The organism is Anabaena sp. PCC 7938 (genome assembly GCF_049315035.1).
In the GTDB taxonomy this organism is placed as follows: Bacteria; Cyanobacteriota; Cyanobacteriia; order Cyanobacteriales; family Nostocaceae; genus Anabaena; species Anabaena cylindrica.
Genome location: NZ_CP186034.1, coordinates 3086576 through 3104728 on the forward strand (window position 1 = coordinate 3086576; position 18153 = coordinate 3104728).

18 protein-coding genes and 1 pseudogene are annotated in these 18153 nt (G+C 37.0%); 1 reads left to right on the forward strand and 18 read right to left on the reverse strand.

Annotated features, from left to right (window positions below):
- Positions 1-3 precede the first annotated feature (3 nt).
- From ACOWPH_RS14325 to ACOWPH_RS14380, 12 genes are all read right to left on the reverse strand, one after another.
- The gene (locus ACOWPH_RS14325) at positions 4-822 is read right to left on the reverse strand and encodes an Excinuclease ABC C subunit domain protein (protein WP_015216049.1); all 819 of its coding nucleotides are present in this window, start codon (positions 820-822) and stop codon (positions 4-6) included.
- Positions 823-864: 42 nt separating this feature from the next.
- The gene (locus ACOWPH_RS14330) at positions 865-1077 is read right to left on the reverse strand and encodes an SH3 domain-containing protein (RefSeq protein ID WP_199327375.1); all 213 of its coding nucleotides are present in this window, start codon (positions 1075-1077) and stop codon (positions 865-867) included.
- A 160-nt stretch (positions 1078-1237) separates the two neighbouring features.
- Positions 1238-1627, reverse strand: a complete 390-nt coding sequence (locus ACOWPH_RS14335; protein ID WP_015216051.1) for a type II toxin-antitoxin system VapC family toxin — start codon at positions 1625-1627, stop codon at positions 1238-1240.
- The gene (locus ACOWPH_RS14340) at positions 1614-1739 is read right to left on the reverse strand and encodes a hypothetical protein (protein WP_015216052.1); all 126 of its coding nucleotides are present in this window, start codon (positions 1737-1739) and stop codon (positions 1614-1616) included. Before ACOWPH_RS14340 ends, ACOWPH_RS14335 begins: the two co-directional genes overlap by 14 nt.
- Positions 1726-1989 carry an AbrB/MazE/SpoVT family DNA-binding domain-containing protein gene (locus ACOWPH_RS14345; protein WP_015216053.1) on the reverse strand — a complete coding sequence of 88 codons (264 nt, stop codon included), beginning with the start codon at positions 1987-1989 and terminating at the stop codon, positions 1726-1728. Before ACOWPH_RS14345 ends, ACOWPH_RS14340 begins: the two co-directional genes overlap by 14 nt.
- A 132-nt stretch (positions 1990-2121) precedes the next feature.
- Positions 2122-3525, reverse strand: coding sequence for a ferredoxin:protochlorophyllide reductase (ATP-dependent) subunit N (locus ACOWPH_RS14350; protein ID WP_015216054.1), 1404 nt, complete (start codon positions 3523-3525; stop codon positions 2122-2124).
- A 166-nt stretch (positions 3526-3691) separates the two neighbouring features.
- Positions 3692-4531 carry a DUF5331 domain-containing protein gene (locus tag ACOWPH_RS14355; protein WP_015216055.1) on the reverse strand — a complete coding sequence of 280 codons (840 nt, stop codon included), beginning with the start codon at positions 4529-4531 and terminating at the stop codon, positions 3692-3694.
- Between the two features lie 32 nt (positions 4532-4563).
- Complete coding sequence (gene bchL, locus ACOWPH_RS14360) at positions 4564-5430, reverse strand: ferredoxin:protochlorophyllide reductase (ATP-dependent) iron-sulfur ATP-binding protein (protein WP_015216056.1); 867 nt, start codon at positions 5428-5430, stop codon at positions 4564-4566.
- A 619-nt stretch (positions 5431-6049) separates the two neighbouring features.
- Entirely contained in the window at positions 6050-6298 is a 249-nt protein-coding gene (locus ACOWPH_RS14365) for a TIGR02450 family Trp-rich protein (RefSeq protein ID WP_015216057.1), read from the reverse strand.
- 260 nt (positions 6299-6558) lie between these two features.
- On the reverse strand, positions 6559-8469 hold the full coding sequence (locus tag ACOWPH_RS14370) for a bluetail domain-containing putative surface protein (protein WP_171815807.1): 1911 nt from the start codon (positions 8467-8469) through the stop codon (positions 6559-6561).
- Positions 8470-8887: 418 nt separating this feature from the next.
- A complete protein-coding gene (locus ACOWPH_RS14375) occupies positions 8888-9256 on the reverse strand; it encodes a hypothetical protein (RefSeq protein WP_015216059.1) in 369 nt (122 codons plus the stop codon).
- Between the two features lie 109 nt (positions 9257-9365).
- A complete protein-coding gene (locus ACOWPH_RS14380) occupies positions 9366-10418 on the reverse strand; it encodes a hypothetical protein (protein WP_015216060.1) in 1053 nt (350 codons plus the stop codon).
- Between the two features lie 214 nt (positions 10419-10632).
- Here ACOWPH_RS14380 and ACOWPH_RS14385 point away from each other — a divergent pair, with 214 nt between their 5' ends.
- The gene (locus ACOWPH_RS14385) at positions 10633-11079 is read left to right on the forward strand and encodes a DUF29 domain-containing protein (RefSeq protein WP_015216061.1); all 447 of its coding nucleotides are present in this window, start codon (positions 10633-10635) and stop codon (positions 11077-11079) included.
- A 12-nt stretch (positions 11080-11091) separates the two neighbouring features.
- On the opposite strand, the gene ACOWPH_RS14390 is transcribed toward ACOWPH_RS14385, so the two are convergent.
- The 6 genes and pseudogenes from ACOWPH_RS14390 to ACOWPH_RS14415 all read right to left on the reverse strand — a co-directional run bounded on the left by ACOWPH_RS14390 (position 11092) and on the right by ACOWPH_RS14415 (position 18013).
- Positions 11092-11496 (reverse strand): hypothetical protein, encoded by a 405-nt coding sequence (locus tag ACOWPH_RS14390; RefSeq protein WP_015216062.1) that lies wholly within the window; start codon positions 11494-11496, stop codon positions 11092-11094.
- A gap of 56 nt (positions 11497-11552) precedes the next feature.
- Entirely contained in the window at positions 11553-12566 is a 1014-nt protein-coding gene (locus ACOWPH_RS14395; protein WP_015216063.1) for an ABC transporter ATP-binding protein, read from the reverse strand.
- Between the two features lie 68 nt (positions 12567-12634).
- Positions 12635-13720 (reverse strand): FecCD family ABC transporter permease, encoded by a 1086-nt coding sequence (locus ACOWPH_RS14400; RefSeq protein ID WP_015216064.1) that lies wholly within the window; start codon positions 13718-13720, stop codon positions 12635-12637.
- A complete protein-coding gene (locus ACOWPH_RS14405; RefSeq protein ID WP_015216065.1) occupies positions 13720-14931 on the reverse strand; it encodes an ABC transporter substrate-binding protein in 1212 nt (403 codons plus the stop codon). The genes ACOWPH_RS14400 and ACOWPH_RS14405 overlap by 1 nt, the downstream gene beginning before the upstream one ends.
- A 64-nt stretch (positions 14932-14995) precedes the next feature.
- The gene (locus ACOWPH_RS14410; RefSeq protein ID WP_015216066.1) at positions 14996-15856 is read right to left on the reverse strand and encodes a (2Fe-2S) ferredoxin domain-containing protein; all 861 of its coding nucleotides are present in this window, start codon (positions 15854-15856) and stop codon (positions 14996-14998) included.
- A gap of 71 nt (positions 15857-15927) precedes the next feature.
- Positions 15928-18013 (reverse strand): annotated as a pseudogene (locus ACOWPH_RS14415) (TonB-dependent receptor).
- Positions 18014-18153 lie beyond the last annotated feature (140 nt).

Here is an 18153-nt window from a genome sequence, read left to right on the forward strand (position 1 = left end):
AATCTAAATTAATTGAAAATTCCCTAAGTTTAACAAAATTTGAGCAAATGAAGATTTTTCACAGTTAATAAATCCTACTGTCAAATAGCTTTTTTTAAATTCCTGAAATCCTGGTTGATTATTAAGAATAACGTAGGGTTTAATAAATATTGTAGAATTGCCACCATACACAATATAACTGAGGTCATAACTATGATCAACTTCGTAGCCATCAGGAATAAAGCAACTTATAATAATATAAATTTTTTCATTTTTGTAGATAGCTAATTCCGATAAATTGTGATAACCTGAATTTACATAATCTTTATAATTCCCAGATGCTATCAAAAAAATAGGACGTTGTGCTTCAATAGCTCTAGTTATGAAAGATAGTTTACTTTTACTTGTATTAATTGCTAATTCTTCCCCATCTTCTGCATCAAAATGTGAGCAATATCCAGCTTGCTTAACTTGATGAGTTTGAATATAAACTGCACCAACTGATAACTTAGGCTGAGTAGTGACAGCTTTTCTGTTGAGTTCTGGGTGATAATATTTGATAGCTTGTTTTTCCAGTCTCCTGAGATTTTCTGCAAGGTTGGAAATTCTATTTAATAAATCTTCAGTGACAACTCGATAACGTATAACAGCATTTTCGATTTCTTCAAATTCTGACTGACGATGATGATTCAGGTGACGATTTCTCAAATTATGAGAAAGTCCTATATACATAACTGGATAATCACTATTGCCAACATAATAAATACCAGGTTTCGCTGGTAAATTTTTACGCTGATTATATTGTAAAAATGGCATCTCCTTATAATTTAGATTCAGCTTCATAACTTTCTCTTTCTATTCATTAGAATTTAGTATATTGTGTGATTAGCGATTGTAGCAACTAACAAATTCTCTAAATACCCAACCCCAAATTCTGTACTGTCCATTGTGATAACCACCTATTTTAGCCCAAGGTCGTCTTTTATTGTCATAAGTTATTTCAAGAATATAAACTTCCTTGCCATTTTTCAATTTGTTTATGATTCGACCATTAGGGATATCTCGCACATTTAGGGGAGTACCTGTAGGATCTGTCACTTGACAAACTTCCTCAGCTTTTGCAGGTAAAATTATAGCATTAATTGCACTACAGAAAACTACAGAAACTATTAAGTAAGACCAAATTTTTATGAATTTTTCTCCTAGAACTCCAAATTAATTATCATAAATTCAGCTAATAAATCTCGAAAATTAACTTTTAAGGACTTTGAACATCACACTGATTTAGTCCTTTGGACTTCTTGATAAACTTTTCATCAAATGTGTAAAATTGAGAACAGTGTTGAGTATGGGCTAGATGAAAAGCATCAGCAAAGTCTAAACCATTTTCATGCCATTGAATTACTTGAGCAATTAAGCTAGGATTAGTTAGGTGAACATTAGGTAAACCGAACAAATTTCTTAACGCTGTACATATCTCATTGGGTTTAAACTTGTATCTAAATCTTAATACCCATTCAGTCTCAAGAATAACCGTATCTGCAATAAAAACATCGTGAGTTTGGAAAATTTCCTTACTTTTTTGAAAGTGTAATTCATCGTCTTGAGTTACAAACCTGATAATTATATTTGTATCAATCGCAATCATTCCACATTTCCTCAACACCTTGACGAATTGCATCATCCATACTTTTTTGAAAGTGTAATTCATCGTCTTGAGTTACAAACCTGATAATTATATTTGTATCAATCGCAATCATTCCACATTTCCTCAACACCTTGACGAATTGCATCATCCATATCTTCAAGTGTTGCAGGTTCACCGTGATATTTTAAACAACCTGCTACATCATCTAACTTAGTTACTGAAAAAGGATTCTTAGGCTTTAACAAAATCCCATCACCCATATCAATAATCACAAATTCCTGACCAACATTCCAATGATAAGCTTCCCGTAAAGATTCAGGAAGAACTATCTGTCCTTGAGGATATAACTTTGTAACTTCCATAAATTTAAACCCTTAAAAACATAACACTAATTATAACATTCCTCCTCTCTCCGCGCCTCTGCGTCTCTGCGTGAGATAAAAACAAAAAAAAGGACGAACCCGAAAGTCCGTCCTTAAAATTGCCGAAAAAACTTAAATCTTCGCTTCTTCTCTTACCAACTTATCCCAACCCAAATCCTTCAGATTATTATTCCTTCTTAAAGGACGAGTTACCAATTCCAAAATGTCACGGGTATTACCAAAACCGTGAATTTGAGCAAAGGTAAACTCCACAGACCACTTAGTATTAATACCCCGTGCTTCTAGTGGGTTAGCATGAGCCATACCAGTAATTACCAAATCAGGTTTCAACTCATAAATCCGTTGAAGTTGATTGTAATTATCAGGCTTCTCCATAATTGTCGGTAGAGGTGAATTCATTTCCTGACAAGTCTTTTCTAACAAAGCCAACTCAGCAGCTTGATAGCGTTTATCCATGTAAGGAATACCAATTTCCTGAACAGTCATTCCACAGCGAATTAAAAACCGCGCCATAGAAATTTCCAACAGGTTATCACCCATCAAAAACACAGATTTACCACGAATCAATTTCACATAATCTTCTACACCAGCCCATATCTGCGCTTCCCTTTCATCTAAACCCTTGGGTGTAATTCCAAACACTGAGCAGATTTTTTCAATCCAAGCGCGGGTTCCGTCGGGGCCAATGGGAAATGGTGCGCCTATGAGTTTGCATTTGCGACGACGCATTAAGGTTGTAGCGGTGCGACTAAGGAAGGGATTCACACCAGCGACATAATACCCTTCTTCAATCACAGGTAATTCTGTAAATCGTTTTGCAGGTAGCCAACCAGAAACTTTAATACCTTGTTTTTTCAGTTCCAAGGTTAACTGAGTTACTACGGGGTCAGGTAAAGAACCAAACAGCACCAAAGGAGGATGATCTACATACTCAGATTCATCTTGGGCGATGTCTTCTTTTTTCTTACCGAAATTCATCAGCTTCTGAATGGCGTTGCGCTCAACTTTTTCAGTTTCTGATACTGGAGACTTTTCTGGACAACGATGAGCCATAGCGGCTAACACAGTGTCCTCTCCTTGGGTGAATGCGTAGTCGAGTCCGTTAGCACGGGCGACAACAATGGGAATACCTAAATCAGCTTCTAACTTGGGTGCTAAACCTTCCAAGTCGGTTTTAATAATTTCTGTGGTGCAAGTACCAATCCAGACAATTACACTAGGATTGCGATCGCGCTTAATTTGCTCACACAATCGTTTTAATTCTTCATAATCATTCAATTGTGCCGAAATATCCCCTTCTTCCAACTCTGCCATTGCATAGCGGGGTTCAGCAAAAATCATCACTCCCATTGCATTTTGCAGGAAGTAACCGCAGGTTTTTGTTCCAATCACCAAAAAGAAGCTATCTTCAATTTTTTGATATAACCACGCAACGCAGCTAATAGGACAAAAAGTGTGATAATTTCCGGTTTCACATTCAAAATTTAAAGCTTCTGGCTGTTGAGCAACAGTCATATTAATATTCTCCCCTTAATTTTTTAAGCTTGTAAAGCAGATGATTGGGGACTAGGGACTGGGTACTAGGTACTAGGGATTGGGGAGATGAAAAGAATATTGATCTTTCTTCAGCTCCCTGCTCCCTGCTCCCTGCCTTTTGCCTCCTATCACCTGCTTTCAACAATTAATTATTGGGAAAGAGACGAGCCATTTCTGATTCATCAAAAACCTCTGATGGCAGTTCTTCACCCAAAAGGTCATTATTTTCTTCACCCTCTTGGAGGGATTTTTCATCACCCCAGACATCAGACAGCACATCACGAAATGCGCTCTCTTCCGGTTGACCTAGATCATCAAACCCATTGTCATCAGATAAATTTAAATCACCTAACGCAGACGCATTGTTGTCTTCCGATAAAGTCATAGACTCAAAGGAAATCCCACTAAACTCATCCACTGTTTCTACACTGGATGCTGGTTCGGACTCCTCTAGGATGCTTGCATCAGCTAAAGAAATCTCATCGAAAGCATTGTCATCTACCAGTGAATTGCTTTCATCCCAATTGACTTGAGTGACATCGATCATTGTGAATTCTTGATCAATGTCCTCTTCCCCAACATCACTTAAATCAGTGCTGGCTGATGGTTCCTCTTCCAGAACATCTTCAGCAATATCTTCTAGCACTTCAGGGATGTCTTCAGAAACGTCCAAGTATCTTTTTGGTTCTGTTGTTGGACTCAAACGGTTTCCAAGGACAATATCTGGATCAAAATGCAAATCCAATACTTCAATCAGAGTATCAGCATCTGGATTTAATTTAGCAAAGGGAAACATTAACTGGGCTAGTTTGGGTTCTAGCGCATTTACCACTCCCAGGATGAGGTACGAAGATGGTCGCTTCCCTCCATCGGGGGTATAAACCGATTCTATTGCCATTTGCAGGGTAATCCAATCGCGGTTCACCTGAAAGAATTGCAACCACTTTTGCTTGATTGAGTCCGTAAAGCTATTAAAGAATGCCATAGTCTCCCCCCATCCTGACGAGGTAAAATGTTTTATACAATCATCAAGTCTAGTTCCTCTTCTGCATTAGTGGCTTGTGGTTTACTCGGATTTAGATAAAAATCTGACAACAAAGAGAAAAGTTCTCTATCTGGAGCATCGTTAGGAACAACACCTTCAGGACGTGCCAATATTTGGTCAGCAATGCTAAGATAATAGTCGCAAACATAGTCCAGTGAAGGATCTGACTCTGCCATTTCAAACAGTGTTTTACCTTTGACGCGGGAAACACGGATATCTTCAATCAGAGGTAATACCTCTAAAACTGGCATCGGTACTGCTTCGATGTATTTCTCAATTAAGTCACGCTTGACAGTGCGATTACCAATTAAACCAGCTAAACGCAGTGGGTGAGTGCGTGCTTTCTCACGGACTGAAGCTGCAATCCGGTTAGCAGCAAACAAAGCATCAAAGCCATTATCAGTAACAATCAGGCAATAATCGGCATAATTGAGTGGTGCTGCAAAACCACCACACACAACGTCACCCAGTACGTCAAATAAAATTACATCGTACTCATCAAAAGCATTGAGTTCTTTAAGTAGTTTTACAGTTTCACCTACTACATATCCACCACAACCTGCACCAGCCGGAGGCCCACCAGCCTCTACGCAATCTACACCACCATAGCCTTTGTAAATTACATCTTCGGGCCAAACATCTTCGTAGTGGTAATCTTTTTCTTGCAGAGTGTCAATAATTGTAGGAATCAGAAACCCGGTAAGTGTGAAAGTGCTGTCATGTTTAGGGTCACAGCCAATTTGTAGTACTTTTTTACCGCGTTTGGCTAGGGCAACTGAGATGTTACAGCTAGTTGTTGATTTGCCAATTCCACCTTTTCCGTAAACTGCTAATTTCACTTTTGATTGCCTCTTTAATAGTTTCTTTTCAAACTTGCAGCCTTCACCTAGCCTGTATTAGCGACGTGTGAGGTGTGAATGTCATTATTGTGCAAATTTCCTAGAAAAGAAAGGGGCTATAAATTTGAAATTTGGCGTTAGACAACTTAATTTAGATATATAAAGACTTTAAGCAATTAATTAGACCTATAAAGCTCAAAAAGTATTTGAAAGTTCTATTAAATAAATTTATAAAAAATTTTTAATAAAATAGTTACAAAAAACAAAAAAAATAGATTCGCTGTTTATAACTGTTTACAAACACTTGTAGTTATTTATTTGCAGCCTATTAACCAGCAGATAAGCTTGTTTTTTCATCAAAAAAGAATTACCATCAGTTAATACTATAAAAATAGCAATGCTTACGGCTGGCTATACCCAAGAATCTTAGAGAGTATATAAATAGATGCTTTCAGGCAATTTACTCAACATGGAATGATTTAATTGGATGAAAAATGCCTTCTGCTGGCTTCGGCTAAGAATTGTTAGTTGTAAATAATTATTAAATTAAAAAATTTATATCTAAAAACTAATTAAATCATGACACACATAAATTTGATATATAAATATTAATTTAATCTTAATTTTTTTCAACAGCATTGATTTCCTGCAATGATTGCCAACCGGCGTGCCACTGGGAATTATCTTGTAACAATTTTGCATTCAACCAAAAGCGGACTTGAGGATCGCAAGCAGCCACCATTTCTGCATATACCCACTTACCCTGATTTTTTCGGTTAACAACTTGAAAATGTCGCCACCCATCAATTTTTTGTTGTGCTGTCCACTTAGAACCGAGTAAATAGGGAAATTTTTGTTTTTTAGGCATTTTTCAGGTTCTAAAAATCCATATCGAAAATTGAATATAATGGTTCTCGGTTGAGTGAGATACAAGAACACTATCCCCAACCCCCTCCGGGTTCACCAGTCGCCTACGGTGGGAAACCCGCCTACAGCGCTGGTACACCGCAAGCGATGAGGGGGGCTATGATGTATTTTATTCAAATGCATACCCCAATTAGTACGCTAATTGTTCTGAGCAATGTTGGTTTGCTCAGAACAAACAAATTAAGTCCAACTACAAAATTACTAGATTATTCTTAGATTATTCAAATTACCGCTAAAACCAGTAATCTCAATAATGGAGTCGGTAGCAGCAGAGAAGCCAGCAATGTCATCATTAATCGCTACAAATGTTTGTTGAGTTGCACCACTACCCAAAGTAAAAGTAGCTGCACCATTAGCAGCAAAAGAACTATTAGTTAACACTGCTTGAATATCAGTAGCAATCAAGCTTTTAACCGTGCCTCCGTCAAACACATTTCGTTTAGAAACGGCATTAATACCATCAATCCTATCTTTACCAATCTTAAAATCGGTGATCTTGTCGTAACTGCTTAATAGGGAATCGCTCAAATCCTTGTAGCGGAATGTGTCTGCACCCTTCCCACCTGTGAGGACATCAGCCCCTGCACCGCCCACTAGGAGATCAGCACCATTATCACCATTGAGAACGTCATTACCCTTTAAGCCAAACAGTTTATCTTTGCCATTACCACCAGAAATATTATCAATGCCATCAGAACCGAATAACGAATCTTTGCGATTAGTACCGGTGATGAATTGGGTTGTTTCCACTACATTGTTAAGCAATTTGGTGACATTGCCATTCACATCATAGAGATATCTGTATTCAGGAATGATGTTACCGTTGTAATCATAGCTTTCTGAAGTTAGGTTGCCATTGGCATCGTAAGTGGAGGTGTAGATATAATCTGGCGTGCCATCAGCATTGTAGTCAGATATTTGTGAAATCAGGTTGCCATTACCATCGTAGGTGTAGGTGTCGGTATAATCTACCGTGCCATCAGCATTGGTGTCAGAGTTTACTGAAGTCTGATTGCCATTGGCATCGTAGGTGTAGGTGGTGATATAATCCGGCGTGCCATCGCCATTGTAGTCATAGCTTTGTGAAGCCAGATTGCTCTTGGCATTGCCATTGGCATTATAAGTGTAGGCAGTGATAAAATCTGGTGTGCCATCAGCATTGTAATCAGATATTTGTGAAATCAGGTTGCCATTAGCATCGTAGGTATAGGTGTCGATATAATCTGGCGTGCCATCACCATTTGTGTCAGAGTTTACTGAAGTCAGGTTGCCATTGGCATTGTAAGTGGAGGTGTAGATATAATCTGGCGTGCCATCAGCATTGTAATCAGATATTTGTGAAATCAGGTTGCCATTGGCATTGTAAGTGGAGGTGTAGGTAGAGTCGATTGTGCCATCACCATTGGTGTCAGAGTTGACCGAAGTCTGATTGCCATTAGCATTATAAGTGGAGGTGTAGATATAATCTGGCGTGCCATCAGCATTGTAATCAGATGTTTGTGAAATCAGGTTGCCATTGGCATCGTAGGTGTAGGTGGTGATATAATCCGGCGTGCCATCACCATTTGTGTCAGATGTTTGTGAAGTCTGATTACCATTGGCATTATAAGTGAAGATACTGATGAAATCTGGCGTGCCATCAGCATTGTAATCAGATATTTGTGAAGTCAGGTTGCCATTGGCATTGTAAGTGGAGGTGTAGATATAATCTGGCGTGCCATCAGCATTGTAATCAGATATTTGTGAAGTCAGGTTGCCATTGGCATTGTAAGTGGAGGTGTAGATATAATCTGGCGTGCCATCAGCATTGTAATCAGATATTTGTGAAATCAGGTTGCCATTGGCATTGTAAGTGGAGGTGTAGGTAGAGTCGATTGTGCCATCACCATTTGTGTCATAGTTGACTGAAGTCTGATTGCCATTGGCATCGTAGGTATAGGTGGTGATAGAGTCGATTGTGCCATCAGCATTGTAATCAGATTTTACTGAAGTCTGATTGCCATTGGTATCGTAGGTATAGGTGTAAATCTGATCAATAGGAACGTATATGCCAAGATCAGCTTTGACTGGTGTGGATTTTGTGACGATTAGGTTTTGTGGATTGGTAGACATAATTTTCTCTGATACAAAAAAAACTAGCAATTGTCTGTTTCTCTTCCTGTTTCATCCTGGAAGTGTTGGCACTATCCAGTCTATATAATAACACGGTCAATCTGACCGCTTTTTATTTTACAATTAATACTAGTATTTAAATCTCTATCACACTCAAAACCACAGTTAATGGCTTACGCAACACTGTGCGAAAACAGTTGAATATTACAACAAAATTTGATATTTTTTGTGTTTTGTCCAGGTAAAAAATACCCTCTCTATTGAGAATAGAGTCATTAATTACTCAAATTTTGGTATCACCAATGCTAATTCACAATTTGAGAAAGATATTCAAAATCTTAACATTCAACACGTTTGAACCCACAAAGACTAATTAGTTATTGTTAATTAACCCTGAAATCTATATCGTGTCAAGGTTTCAAAAGCGATCGCCATTACGGTTAAAAGTTTGACAATCTAACTGTCCATTCTCCTGGATACATAAGGAAAACCACCTGATATGACTCCAACAGCCATTAATGTTATTGGTAATTTTACGCTTCTTTTTGGATAGACGTTGACGGACAATTTCATTTGGACAAAGTATTTCTAAAGTGCCGGTGCCATCTTCATAGTTGACAATCCGAAAAAGACAGTCTTGTAACATAGAGCGGGTACTGCTGTCAAAAAAGCGTTTAAAGCGCTGTAGCTTCTCGCCTTCGGTCATTTTGCTTACGGGATTCATAGGCAATAAATCCTCATTCTCAATGTCGAAGTCATCATCTTCAAAGTCGTAGGGGTTAATCATTGGTATTATTCCAGTTGCCCGGCATTTTGAGAGATGTTTTGAAGTAATGGTAATTGATATTGGTGAACTTTACAAACATCCTCTAAATTACGACTGCAAAAGTTCCTATTTAGCTAAATTCCATTGTCTCTATAAACTCTAAAATATGCTGCTTAATTTCTTCAGCTTCCTTTTTAATAGAACCGGGAATATTACCTTCAAAAAAGCTGCGCTGACTACTAACTATATACAAAAATTCCCCACTAATAAAAGCCAGTAATCCTCGATAGGCATCTAATCTAATCGCACTTCCGTTATTTCCTTGCTTGGAAATTGTTGAGCCTTTAGGCATATCAACTAATACATAGTAATATCCATTTAAAATATCTTCTAGATATTCGGCGTATTTAATTTCTGAACCTTGAACATTGGCAAATATTGCCTGAGGCACATACTTTTCGATGATAATTGAGTGGAAATATTTTTCTTGCCCTTGAAATTTCATTTCCTCTAAATATTCTGGAGGCAGAGGATAATAATCAATTCTGAGCAAAGTACCAATATCATCAGAAAAACCGACTATTCCTTCTTGACTTTGAATTTTCCCCCCCTGTTCTGGGTTAACTGGAATGGGAACTGTAAAATTATCTAAAGGTGATTTATATATCTGCTGTCCAAGGTCATTAAATATTACTGCTTCGGATTCTTCTGCTGCATATTCATCATTTTCTGCTTCTTCAATTGCAGCTATGACTTCTTTAATAATTTCCTCTGCTTCTTCGTCTTCTAGTTCTAAAGCTTGCTGTAGCTGTTTGATATAAGGCTGTTTTTGTGTGGGGATAGTCAAGTCTTCGTCATCTAAAAGCATGATGACCCCAGCCGCAAAGCCATCTAGTACGATTTCGTCTGAGAGGCTTGCGTATGCAGTGTTAAATAGTGATCCTAGTCCTTCATCTTGTGCGATCGCTACTAGTCTATCAACTATCTCTATCATTTCCTCTTCTGAGTATTCATCAAAAACCTCGAATTCCCAAAGAATATCAATCAAACTTTCTGTATCTAAGTCTTCCATGGAAGAATCAACTATTGCCGTAATCACAGCTATAGCCGCTACCGCTTCTTCAGGACTCAGTGATTCTTCTGAGGTTTCTTTTGAATTAAATACTTTATCATACTTTGTCATCATCTCTATCTCCTTCAATGGTTTTTTAGTAATAACCAATCACACACCAGCAATAATTGTTAGTTTATCAATGTAAGGAACCTTCTCTAGATATTATTTTAGTAATCTATATTACCAACTAAGCTGACAAGTTAAATCGAGATAATTGCACAGCAGTACTAGATTAGGCGAAAATATGAGAGATGTTGCTGGAAGCAAAGGGGAGAAACCATTGATGAGTCAAGAAATCCTCTACAATCAGGACTTTATCCTATGGACACAGCAACAAGCTGAGAGTCTAAAAAAGGGGTGCTGGGCTGAATTAGATATTGAAAACTTGGTGGAGGAAATAGAGGCTTTGGGTCGTAGTGAAAAAAAAGAACTGGGAAGTTACCTACAAGTGCTTTTGATACACTTACTCAAATGCCAGTATCAACCAGAACGCAGAACTAAAAGTTGGGACAATATAATCTCAAACTGTCGAGACAAAATACAAGATTGCTTAGAAGATACTCCTAGTTTGCAACGTTTGCTTAAAGACTGGGAGTGGATAGAGAAATATTATCGCCGCGCGGTGCGAGATGCTGCAAAGGAGACTCACAAACCAGTAGAAACTTTTCCTAATGAGTGTCCTTTCAATATTGAGCAGGTTCTTGATCCTGCATTTTTAGTTTATACATAACCATAGAGAAAATTACTTATTTGGTTGAGCGATACGTGCTTCAATATCTTCTAATGTCCGTAACAATAGACGTTTTGCTTGTAATTGCCAACCCCATTTTTGAATTCTATAAGCTGCAACAGTACCAGCTACAGCCGCTAACAAGGCTATGGGCTGATTGAGAGAAATTCCAAATAACAACCCCAAGCCCGCAATTCCCCAAAAAGGTAAAGCTACTGTTTGTCTTTGCTCTTCTACTATTCCAGCAATTGTGCTAGATTCCATTGTAGCTAATAATGCTTCTTTGATTTGTCGCTGTTCCGCAAAAGATACGGATAAACCTATCTTACGGCGTAGTTTTTCCATCTTCCGGGCATCAGTGCTGTACTCAGTTAGCTCATCTTCTGCCATTTTTTGTAGTCGTTCTAATTGTGACATAATTATAGAAATATTCTTATCAGTCAAGGATAACACGGCATTATGAGCGATCGCTTTTATAAAAAATCCAAAAATTTAATCACTTCATACAACGAATGATGTGTAGACACAGCCTGACTATTTCTAACTCGCCAAAAAACTCCTTCAGACGCAGATATCACTTCTACCGTAATTTCTGTAGACTGATCACCTTGTATAACTATAAATCCAACTCTTTTTAAAGCACGAATTGTCCAAATAGCAGCAACACCTTCACCTATTAACTTAACTTCTCCTTTGTATGGTGTATGCAGATTAAACTCTCCAGAAAAAATATCAAATTCCACACCTTCACTGCGGAAAGTATCAGCAAATATACCACTTAATATCAAATCTTCCGGTGCGCCAACGTGGAGAATACCATTATTTCCTAACAACCAAATTTTATCAGCAAGGCGTAAAGCTAAATCCAAATCATGGATAGAAAGCAAAATTGCTTGATTTGTATCCCGCGCTAACTGACGCAACAATTGCATAATTTCCACCCGACGTGGTAAATCTAAAAATGCTGTTGGTTCATCCAATAACATTACCATAGGAGACTGTGCTAAAGCACGAGCAATCATAATTTTTTGTCGTTCACCATCACTTAATTCACTCACATTCCGTTGGGCTAAATTTACCGCCCCCACGGATTTTATAGCCCAATTAATAATATCTTCATCTTCAGATGATAACCTTCCCCACCAGTCAGTATAAGGATATCTTCCCATAGTTACCAAAGCATAAGCTGATAACATTCCCACATCAATCTTTTCAGTCAATACCAAACTTAAACGTTTTGCTAATTCATGTGGTGGTAACTTATAAATATCATCTTCTAAAAGTTTAACTTCCCCAGCAATTGGTGGTTGTATTCCCGCCAAAGTTCTTAATAAAGTAGACTTACCAGCACCATTAGAACCTAGTAAACAAACCAACTCCCCAGCTTGCAAAGATGTAGAAATATTCGCTGCAACATTACGAATAGTTTTCCGGGAAGTCTTATAACCAATAGTCAAATTGTGAGTTGTCAGAATTGAGTTACTCATAAGGCATAGCGAATTAAACGTATAAACACTCTGCGTACCTCCGCGCCTACCTCCGTGTCCCTCTGCGTTTAAAAAGCTTTCTTAGAATTACGTCGCAGAATTACCCAAGTAACAACAGGAGTTCCAATTAAAGCCGTAATAGCATTTAAAGGTAAAACCATCTGACTGATTAAAAGTTGGGAAAACAAATCAGCAAATAAAGCTAAAATTGCACCCATAATGATAACACTAGGAATTAATATCCGATGATCTGAAGTATTAAAAAAACTACGGCAAAGATGGGGGATTGCTACACCTAAAAATGCTATTGGTCCACAAAAAGCAGTAATTGCGCCTGCTAATATAGAGGCACTACTAATCACAGAAAATCTAGTTTTCTGCACTGTCAACCCTAAACTGCGTGCATAGGATTCACCTAATAAAAGTGTATTTAGAGATTTTGATTGCAGTATGGCAATTAATAAACCTAAACAGATAACTGGAGTTAAAATAGCTAATTGTTGCCAAGTTACCCCAGTAAAACTGCCAAAAGTCCACATTATATAACTTTGAATCCGTTCTTTTGAGCTAAATTGTAACAGAATGCTTACCATTGCACTTGTCGCATATCCAAATAATAAACCTAAAATTAACAATGTCATTGTATCTTGCACACGACGAGAAACAACTAACATCAACCCTAATACTGATGCTGCACCAAAACTTGCAGCGATAACTAAACTAAAATCACCAATGATTCCCAAATTAGTTAATAATGTTGGTGCAGTCACACTTGCTGTCAACAAAACTAACGCTACTCCTAAACTAGCACCGGAACTAATTCCTAATACAAATGGACCTGCTAAAGGATTTTTAAAGAGAGTTTGCATTTGCAACCCACTCACCCCTAAAGCAGCACCTGCTAAAGTTGCAGTTAAGGCTTTAGGTAAACGAAACTTGAAAATAATACTTGTCCATGTTGTTTTTTCTGCTTCTTGTCCGAGTAAAATTGTAATTACCTGATTAATAGGAATTTCAACTGCACCTAAAGCTAAATCTAGTAAAAATGCCAAAACTAAACTTATTAGTAAAATGGAAAAAACTAGAGTCCTTATTCGAGTTGCAGGTTTTTGGTGTAATAAAGAATTTGAAATTTGAGACTTTGCACTTAACATTATTGACGAAGTTTCCGATAATAAAATAATTGATGATTTTTTAATATTTCTGGATGAAGTATTTTCATTAAATCAGATAAAACTACATCTGGGTTACTAATTCCACTTTGCCAGTAGTCATTACCACCATTAGCATTAACGCGAGCATTATTATTATAAAGATTTCCTTCTTTAAAAGCTTGAAAATCACTATAGCGACTATCTTCGATAATGACATCTTTTAAAGTTTTCCAAGACTGTCTAAAATTCAACCAATAATCAGCGTTAGCAGCGCGTTCAAAAACAGCTTCAAAAGATATAGGTAAACTACCAGAAGATTTATTCTCACTCCAGAGATAATTTGCACCTGCGTCAGCGAGATATTTGGCTACATAACTATTACCACCTGGTGTATGCCAAGTTCCCTTAAAATTGAAGCCCACAAACACAGTCGGACGATTTTTAACAGCTTTAGCTTTAACAGCGATATCTTCGTATTTCTTAGCAATTGTAGCAAATATTTTTTCCGCCGCCGCCTCCTTATTAAAAAATAAAGCAGTAAATTTTAACCATTCACTTCTCCCCAGTGGAGTATCTTCCATATATTCAGCATTTATCGCCACCTTTAACCCAGCTTCCAACAACTTAGGAAAACTATCAGTTTGTTGATTTCCAGTCCCAAAAGTTGTAACTAACTCAGGATTAAGTTCTAAAACTTTCTCCACATTCACAGTAGAATTATTGCCAACAGATACCACCTTACCAGCCTTAATTCTGTCAATAAATTCTGGTGTAGTTACTTGTTTGATATCGCTAACACCGATTAACTTATCAACAACATTTAACTTAGAAAAATGTGGTAGATGAGTTGTAGAAAGAGAAATCACAGAATTTACAGGTGTAGTAAATACTTGGGATTGATCAAACCCTGGTGGTGTCGGTGTACCGCATTGAACCAAAACATATTTAAAACCTGTTTTAGCATCTTTCCAAGGATTTTTAATCGTCACGACTTTGTAGTTTTTGTAATATTCAACTGCAAAGCCAATAGCATGATTAACCTTCACCTTATTGGGAAAATAATCAACATTGGGATCATAACTTTGAACACAACCATTATTAGCAGAACTAACAACCAGACTATTCTGAGAACCTTGACAAGAAACAACCAAAACAGCAACTAAAAACAACTGACATAGAAAAATAATAACCTGAGACTTCCCAAAAATCATCTTCCATATTTCTCTCTGCGTCTCTGCTCCTCTGCGTGAAAAAATCACCCTACCCAAACACCAACTAAGGATATATATATTCAACAACCTTATTCCCCTCAACCAAATGTTCCTGTACAATTCTTTCCGCAACTTCTGGCTTAACACGACTGTACCAAGTTCTATCAGTAGAATGATAAACAACAGGACCCAACTTACAAACCTGTAAACAACCACTTGTTCTCACTTCCAAATCTAATTCTGCCTTTTCAACAGCAGCCTTTAAAGCATCAAAAGTAGGTTGCCATTTTCGAGAAGGATAACAACGTCCAGAAGTACAAACTGCAATATAAGCACATTTGAGAGGATTTTTAGTAAAAGGAATTGGCTGTTTACCTAATACATAAATATCTCTAAGTTCCTGATAAAAAGCTAACTTTGTAAAATCTCCCTTCCCTTCAGGAAGTAAATTTTCATCCTCTACATAGGGATTAGGTAAAAATATCGTCATAGCCTTTTCACCAGAACCATTCCAAAATTGAATACCCCAACTTCTCGATTCACCTTCTGAATTTATCCTTCTATAAAATGCACCCTTACTAATCAAACGTTGCTGTCTTACTTCGATAGAAGTTTCAGCATTGGGACCACCTAAAGTTTCCTCAATACATAAATGAAAATGCCAATCTCTAGTAATTACAGTTAAATATCCATCATAGAGAACGCATTTCTTAGGTGCTTCATGAAACTCCAACTCTAAAACACTACCTTGTTCCAAATGTCCCAAACCAACTTGATGCCAATTTTCTTGAAATAAAGTATAAGCTAAACAAGCCAGAACATCACCTTGACAATCAAAAAACTCATATTCAATTTGCCAATTATTCCCAGTCGCTTCAATTATTTTTTCATTTACTGGTGTTACCCAACAATTAAAATCAGCCATAAAAAACCCTCCTGATATTAAACTCTTGTATTACTCTCAGCGCCTCTGTGCCTCTGCGTGAGAAAACAATATTAAAACATAGCACTCAAACCAACTTGAAAACCTCTACCTCCGTCAGGAAAACCAGGAAACAACTGATAACGCTGATTAAAGAGATTTTCCAGACTACCTGTAACTACCAGTTTATCATTTAAAGGCACACGCAATTTAAAATCAAAAGTAGTATATCCAGATAAAAATTCTGTATTTATATTATTAGTAGGATATCCATTTAAGGAATTCATTAATAAACCCAAATACAAACCTTGAGGATTTTCATAAGAAACTCCCAAATTTAATTTATCTGCACCAGCAAACCTCAATTCTTTGTCAATCTCCGCTAAATTAGAACTTTTCAAAATACGCGGATCATTTGCCGTGTAATTAACAAAAGTATAAATATTTTTGGCAAGTTGCAAATTCAAAGTAGCCTCAATTCCTGTAGTTTCCACCAGTCCGATATTTTCCCAAGTTCCTGTATTACCATTTACTGGTGGTGTCAGTCTCTTAAAGGCAATCGTATCTGATACACTATTTTTGAAAAAAGTTAATCTTAGCAAACCAATATTACCAAGTTTTTGGTCAATGCCAATATCAAAACTATCACCTCTTTCTGGTTTAAGTTCTGGGTTGCCAATATTGCTAGGATTGACATTAAATAAATTAGCAATAGTCGGAACTCGAAAATTTTTGATGTAATTTGCTCTTAAGGTAGTTGAGTCGAAAACGACAAATTTTGTCCCTACAGATGGTGATGTAACTGAACCATTTACCAAGCTAATAAAGTCTTGACGTAAACCTAAATTAACAGTCAAATTAGGGATTAATACTACTTCATATTTGGCAAATAATGCTCCTTGATTAATATCGTTATCATAGTTCAATGTTTCTTTATTAGTCGAATAACTAAAGGAGGTATTACGAACATTGACAGTGCGATAATCAAAGCCATAAACTAAACTTTGATTTTTAGCAAAATTCCAACTATGTGTAGTTTGAATTCCGTAGGAAGTTTGATTAGTCTCAAAGCGACTTGAACCACTAGGATCAAACCGAGTGTTCAAAAAATCTCCATAAACTCTTGCTGTTAATAAAGAATCATCCCCACCTCCTAATTTTGAATTCCAGGTTAAATCAGTTAAAACTTGATCTGTGTATTTGCGATTTTTATCTGTAAGCGAATTAAAAAAACCTTGTCCATTGACTGGAAAAGGAATTGGCACTCCTCCAGGTGTTCCTTGTTCTTTATTTAAGTATAAAGTCGAGAAACTGAGAGTATTCCGTTTGCCTAAATCTGCTTCTAATTTGACATTAAAATTGTTATAAAGTGCATCATTATTCTTCCTGGTTCCTGAAAAATTAGCTTCAGGAATAGAAAAAGGATAATTATTTTCAGCTTGGGTACGGTTATAACCTACAACCCAAGAAATATCACCTTTTTTACCGCTATTTTGAATACTTTGTTGGTTCAGTCCATAAGCACCAATATTGACTTTTGCTTCGGTGGTAATTTTCTCTGTAGGACGACGGGTGATAATATTAATTACTCCCCCAATTGCATCAGAACCATAAAGAGTTGAACCTCCTCCGGGTAATACTTCAACTCTTTGAATATTATTAGTTGTAAATTCGGAAAGATCAAAACCACCACTGCCGGCATTATTTAATTGGTCTACCATCAAGTAATATTAATACTTGACCGGTATTAGAACCACGAATAAATTGACCACTTAAAGCATTAACTTCTGTTCCTACAGTACCATCACCTAATATACCAGGAAGAAATTTAAGTGCTTCTCTTACAGTTCTCGCACCTTGTGCTTCCATTTCTTCACCCGTAATTACATAAATTGGCCGAGTGGAATCTTTCACTGTTCCTTCCCGACGAAAAGGTGAAAAAACAGGTTCATTTAATAGCTTCTCAATCACATTTATTTCAATATCAGCTTCTTTTTCTTCAGTATCTGCCGGTGTATTTTGAGTAATTTTTTCTGCGACTGGTTCTTCCTGTTGGGGAATTTCTACTCCTATAACTTTGTAATTTTCACAACACATTCCCAAAGTCACACTAGACGCAATAATTTGAATTCCCAGTTTCGCAACTAAATTAGTAGACATTTTTGATCTAAACACCTGTATAAAAATTTGGACAAGGTAAAAGTTGCAGTCTTTTTTATTAACAAGTACGGTAATTTACTTAATTACACGCTAAAAAAGACTGCGACAATAAAGATAGAAAAAAGCCGCACTGCATTTAT

Excerpts from the sequence above, each read along its gene's own strand:
- ACOWPH_RS14340 (WP_015216052.1), bottom strand. The coding sequence starts at position 1,739 with ATGATTGCGATTGATACAAATATAATTATCAGGTTTGTAACTCAAGAC.
- ACOWPH_RS14410 (WP_015216066.1), bottom strand. The coding sequence starts at position 15,856 with ATGGCTGATTTTAATTGTTGGGTAACACCAGTAAATGAAAAAATAATT.
- ACOWPH_RS14400 (WP_015216064.1), bottom strand. The coding sequence starts at position 13,720 with ATGTTAAGTGCAAAGTCTCAAATTTCAAATTCTTTATTACACCAAAAA.
- ACOWPH_RS14405 (WP_015216065.1), bottom strand. The coding sequence starts at position 14,931 with ATGATTTTTGGGAAGTCTCAGGTTATTATTTTTCTATGTCAGTTGTTT.
- ACOWPH_RS14345 (WP_015216053.1), bottom strand. The coding sequence starts at position 1,989 with ATGGAAGTTACAAAGTTATATCCTCAAGGACAGATAGTTCTTCCTGAA.
- ACOWPH_RS14375 (WP_015216059.1), bottom strand. The coding sequence starts at position 9,256 with ATGATTAACCCCTACGACTTTGAAGATGATGACTTCGACATTGAGAAT.
- ACOWPH_RS14350 (WP_015216054.1), bottom strand. The coding sequence starts at position 3,525 with ATGACTGTTGCTCAACAGCCAGAAGCTTTAAATTTTGAATGTGAAACC.
- ACOWPH_RS14365 (WP_015216057.1), bottom strand. The coding sequence starts at position 6,298 with ATGCCTAAAAAACAAAAATTTCCCTATTTACTCGGTTCTAAGTGGACA.
- ACOWPH_RS14395 (WP_015216063.1), bottom strand. The coding sequence starts at position 12,566 with ATGAGTAACTCAATTCTGACAACTCACAATTTGACTATTGGTTATAAG.
- ACOWPH_RS14370 (WP_171815807.1), bottom strand. The coding sequence starts at position 8,469 with ATGTCTACCAATCCACAAAACCTAATCGTCACAAAATCCACACCAGTC.
- ACOWPH_RS14335 (WP_015216051.1), bottom strand. The coding sequence starts at position 1,627 with ATGATTGCGATTGATACAAATATAATTATCAGGTTTGTAACTCAAGAC.
- ACOWPH_RS14355 (WP_015216055.1), bottom strand. The coding sequence starts at position 4,531 with ATGGCATTCTTTAATAGCTTTACGGACTCAATCAAGCAAAAGTGGTTG.
- ACOWPH_RS14325 (WP_015216049.1), bottom strand. The coding sequence starts at position 822 with ATGAAGCTGAATCTAAATTATAAGGAGATGCCATTTTTACAATATAAT.
- ACOWPH_RS14390 (WP_015216062.1), bottom strand. The coding sequence starts at position 11,496 with ATGTCACAATTAGAACGACTACAAAAAATGGCAGAAGATGAGCTAACT.
- ACOWPH_RS14385 (WP_015216061.1), top strand. The coding sequence starts at position 10,633 with ATGAGTCAAGAAATCCTCTACAATCAGGACTTTATCCTATGGACACAG.
- ACOWPH_RS14380 (WP_015216060.1), bottom strand. The coding sequence starts at position 10,418 with ATGACAAAGTATGATAAAGTATTTAATTCAAAAGAAACCTCAGAAGAA.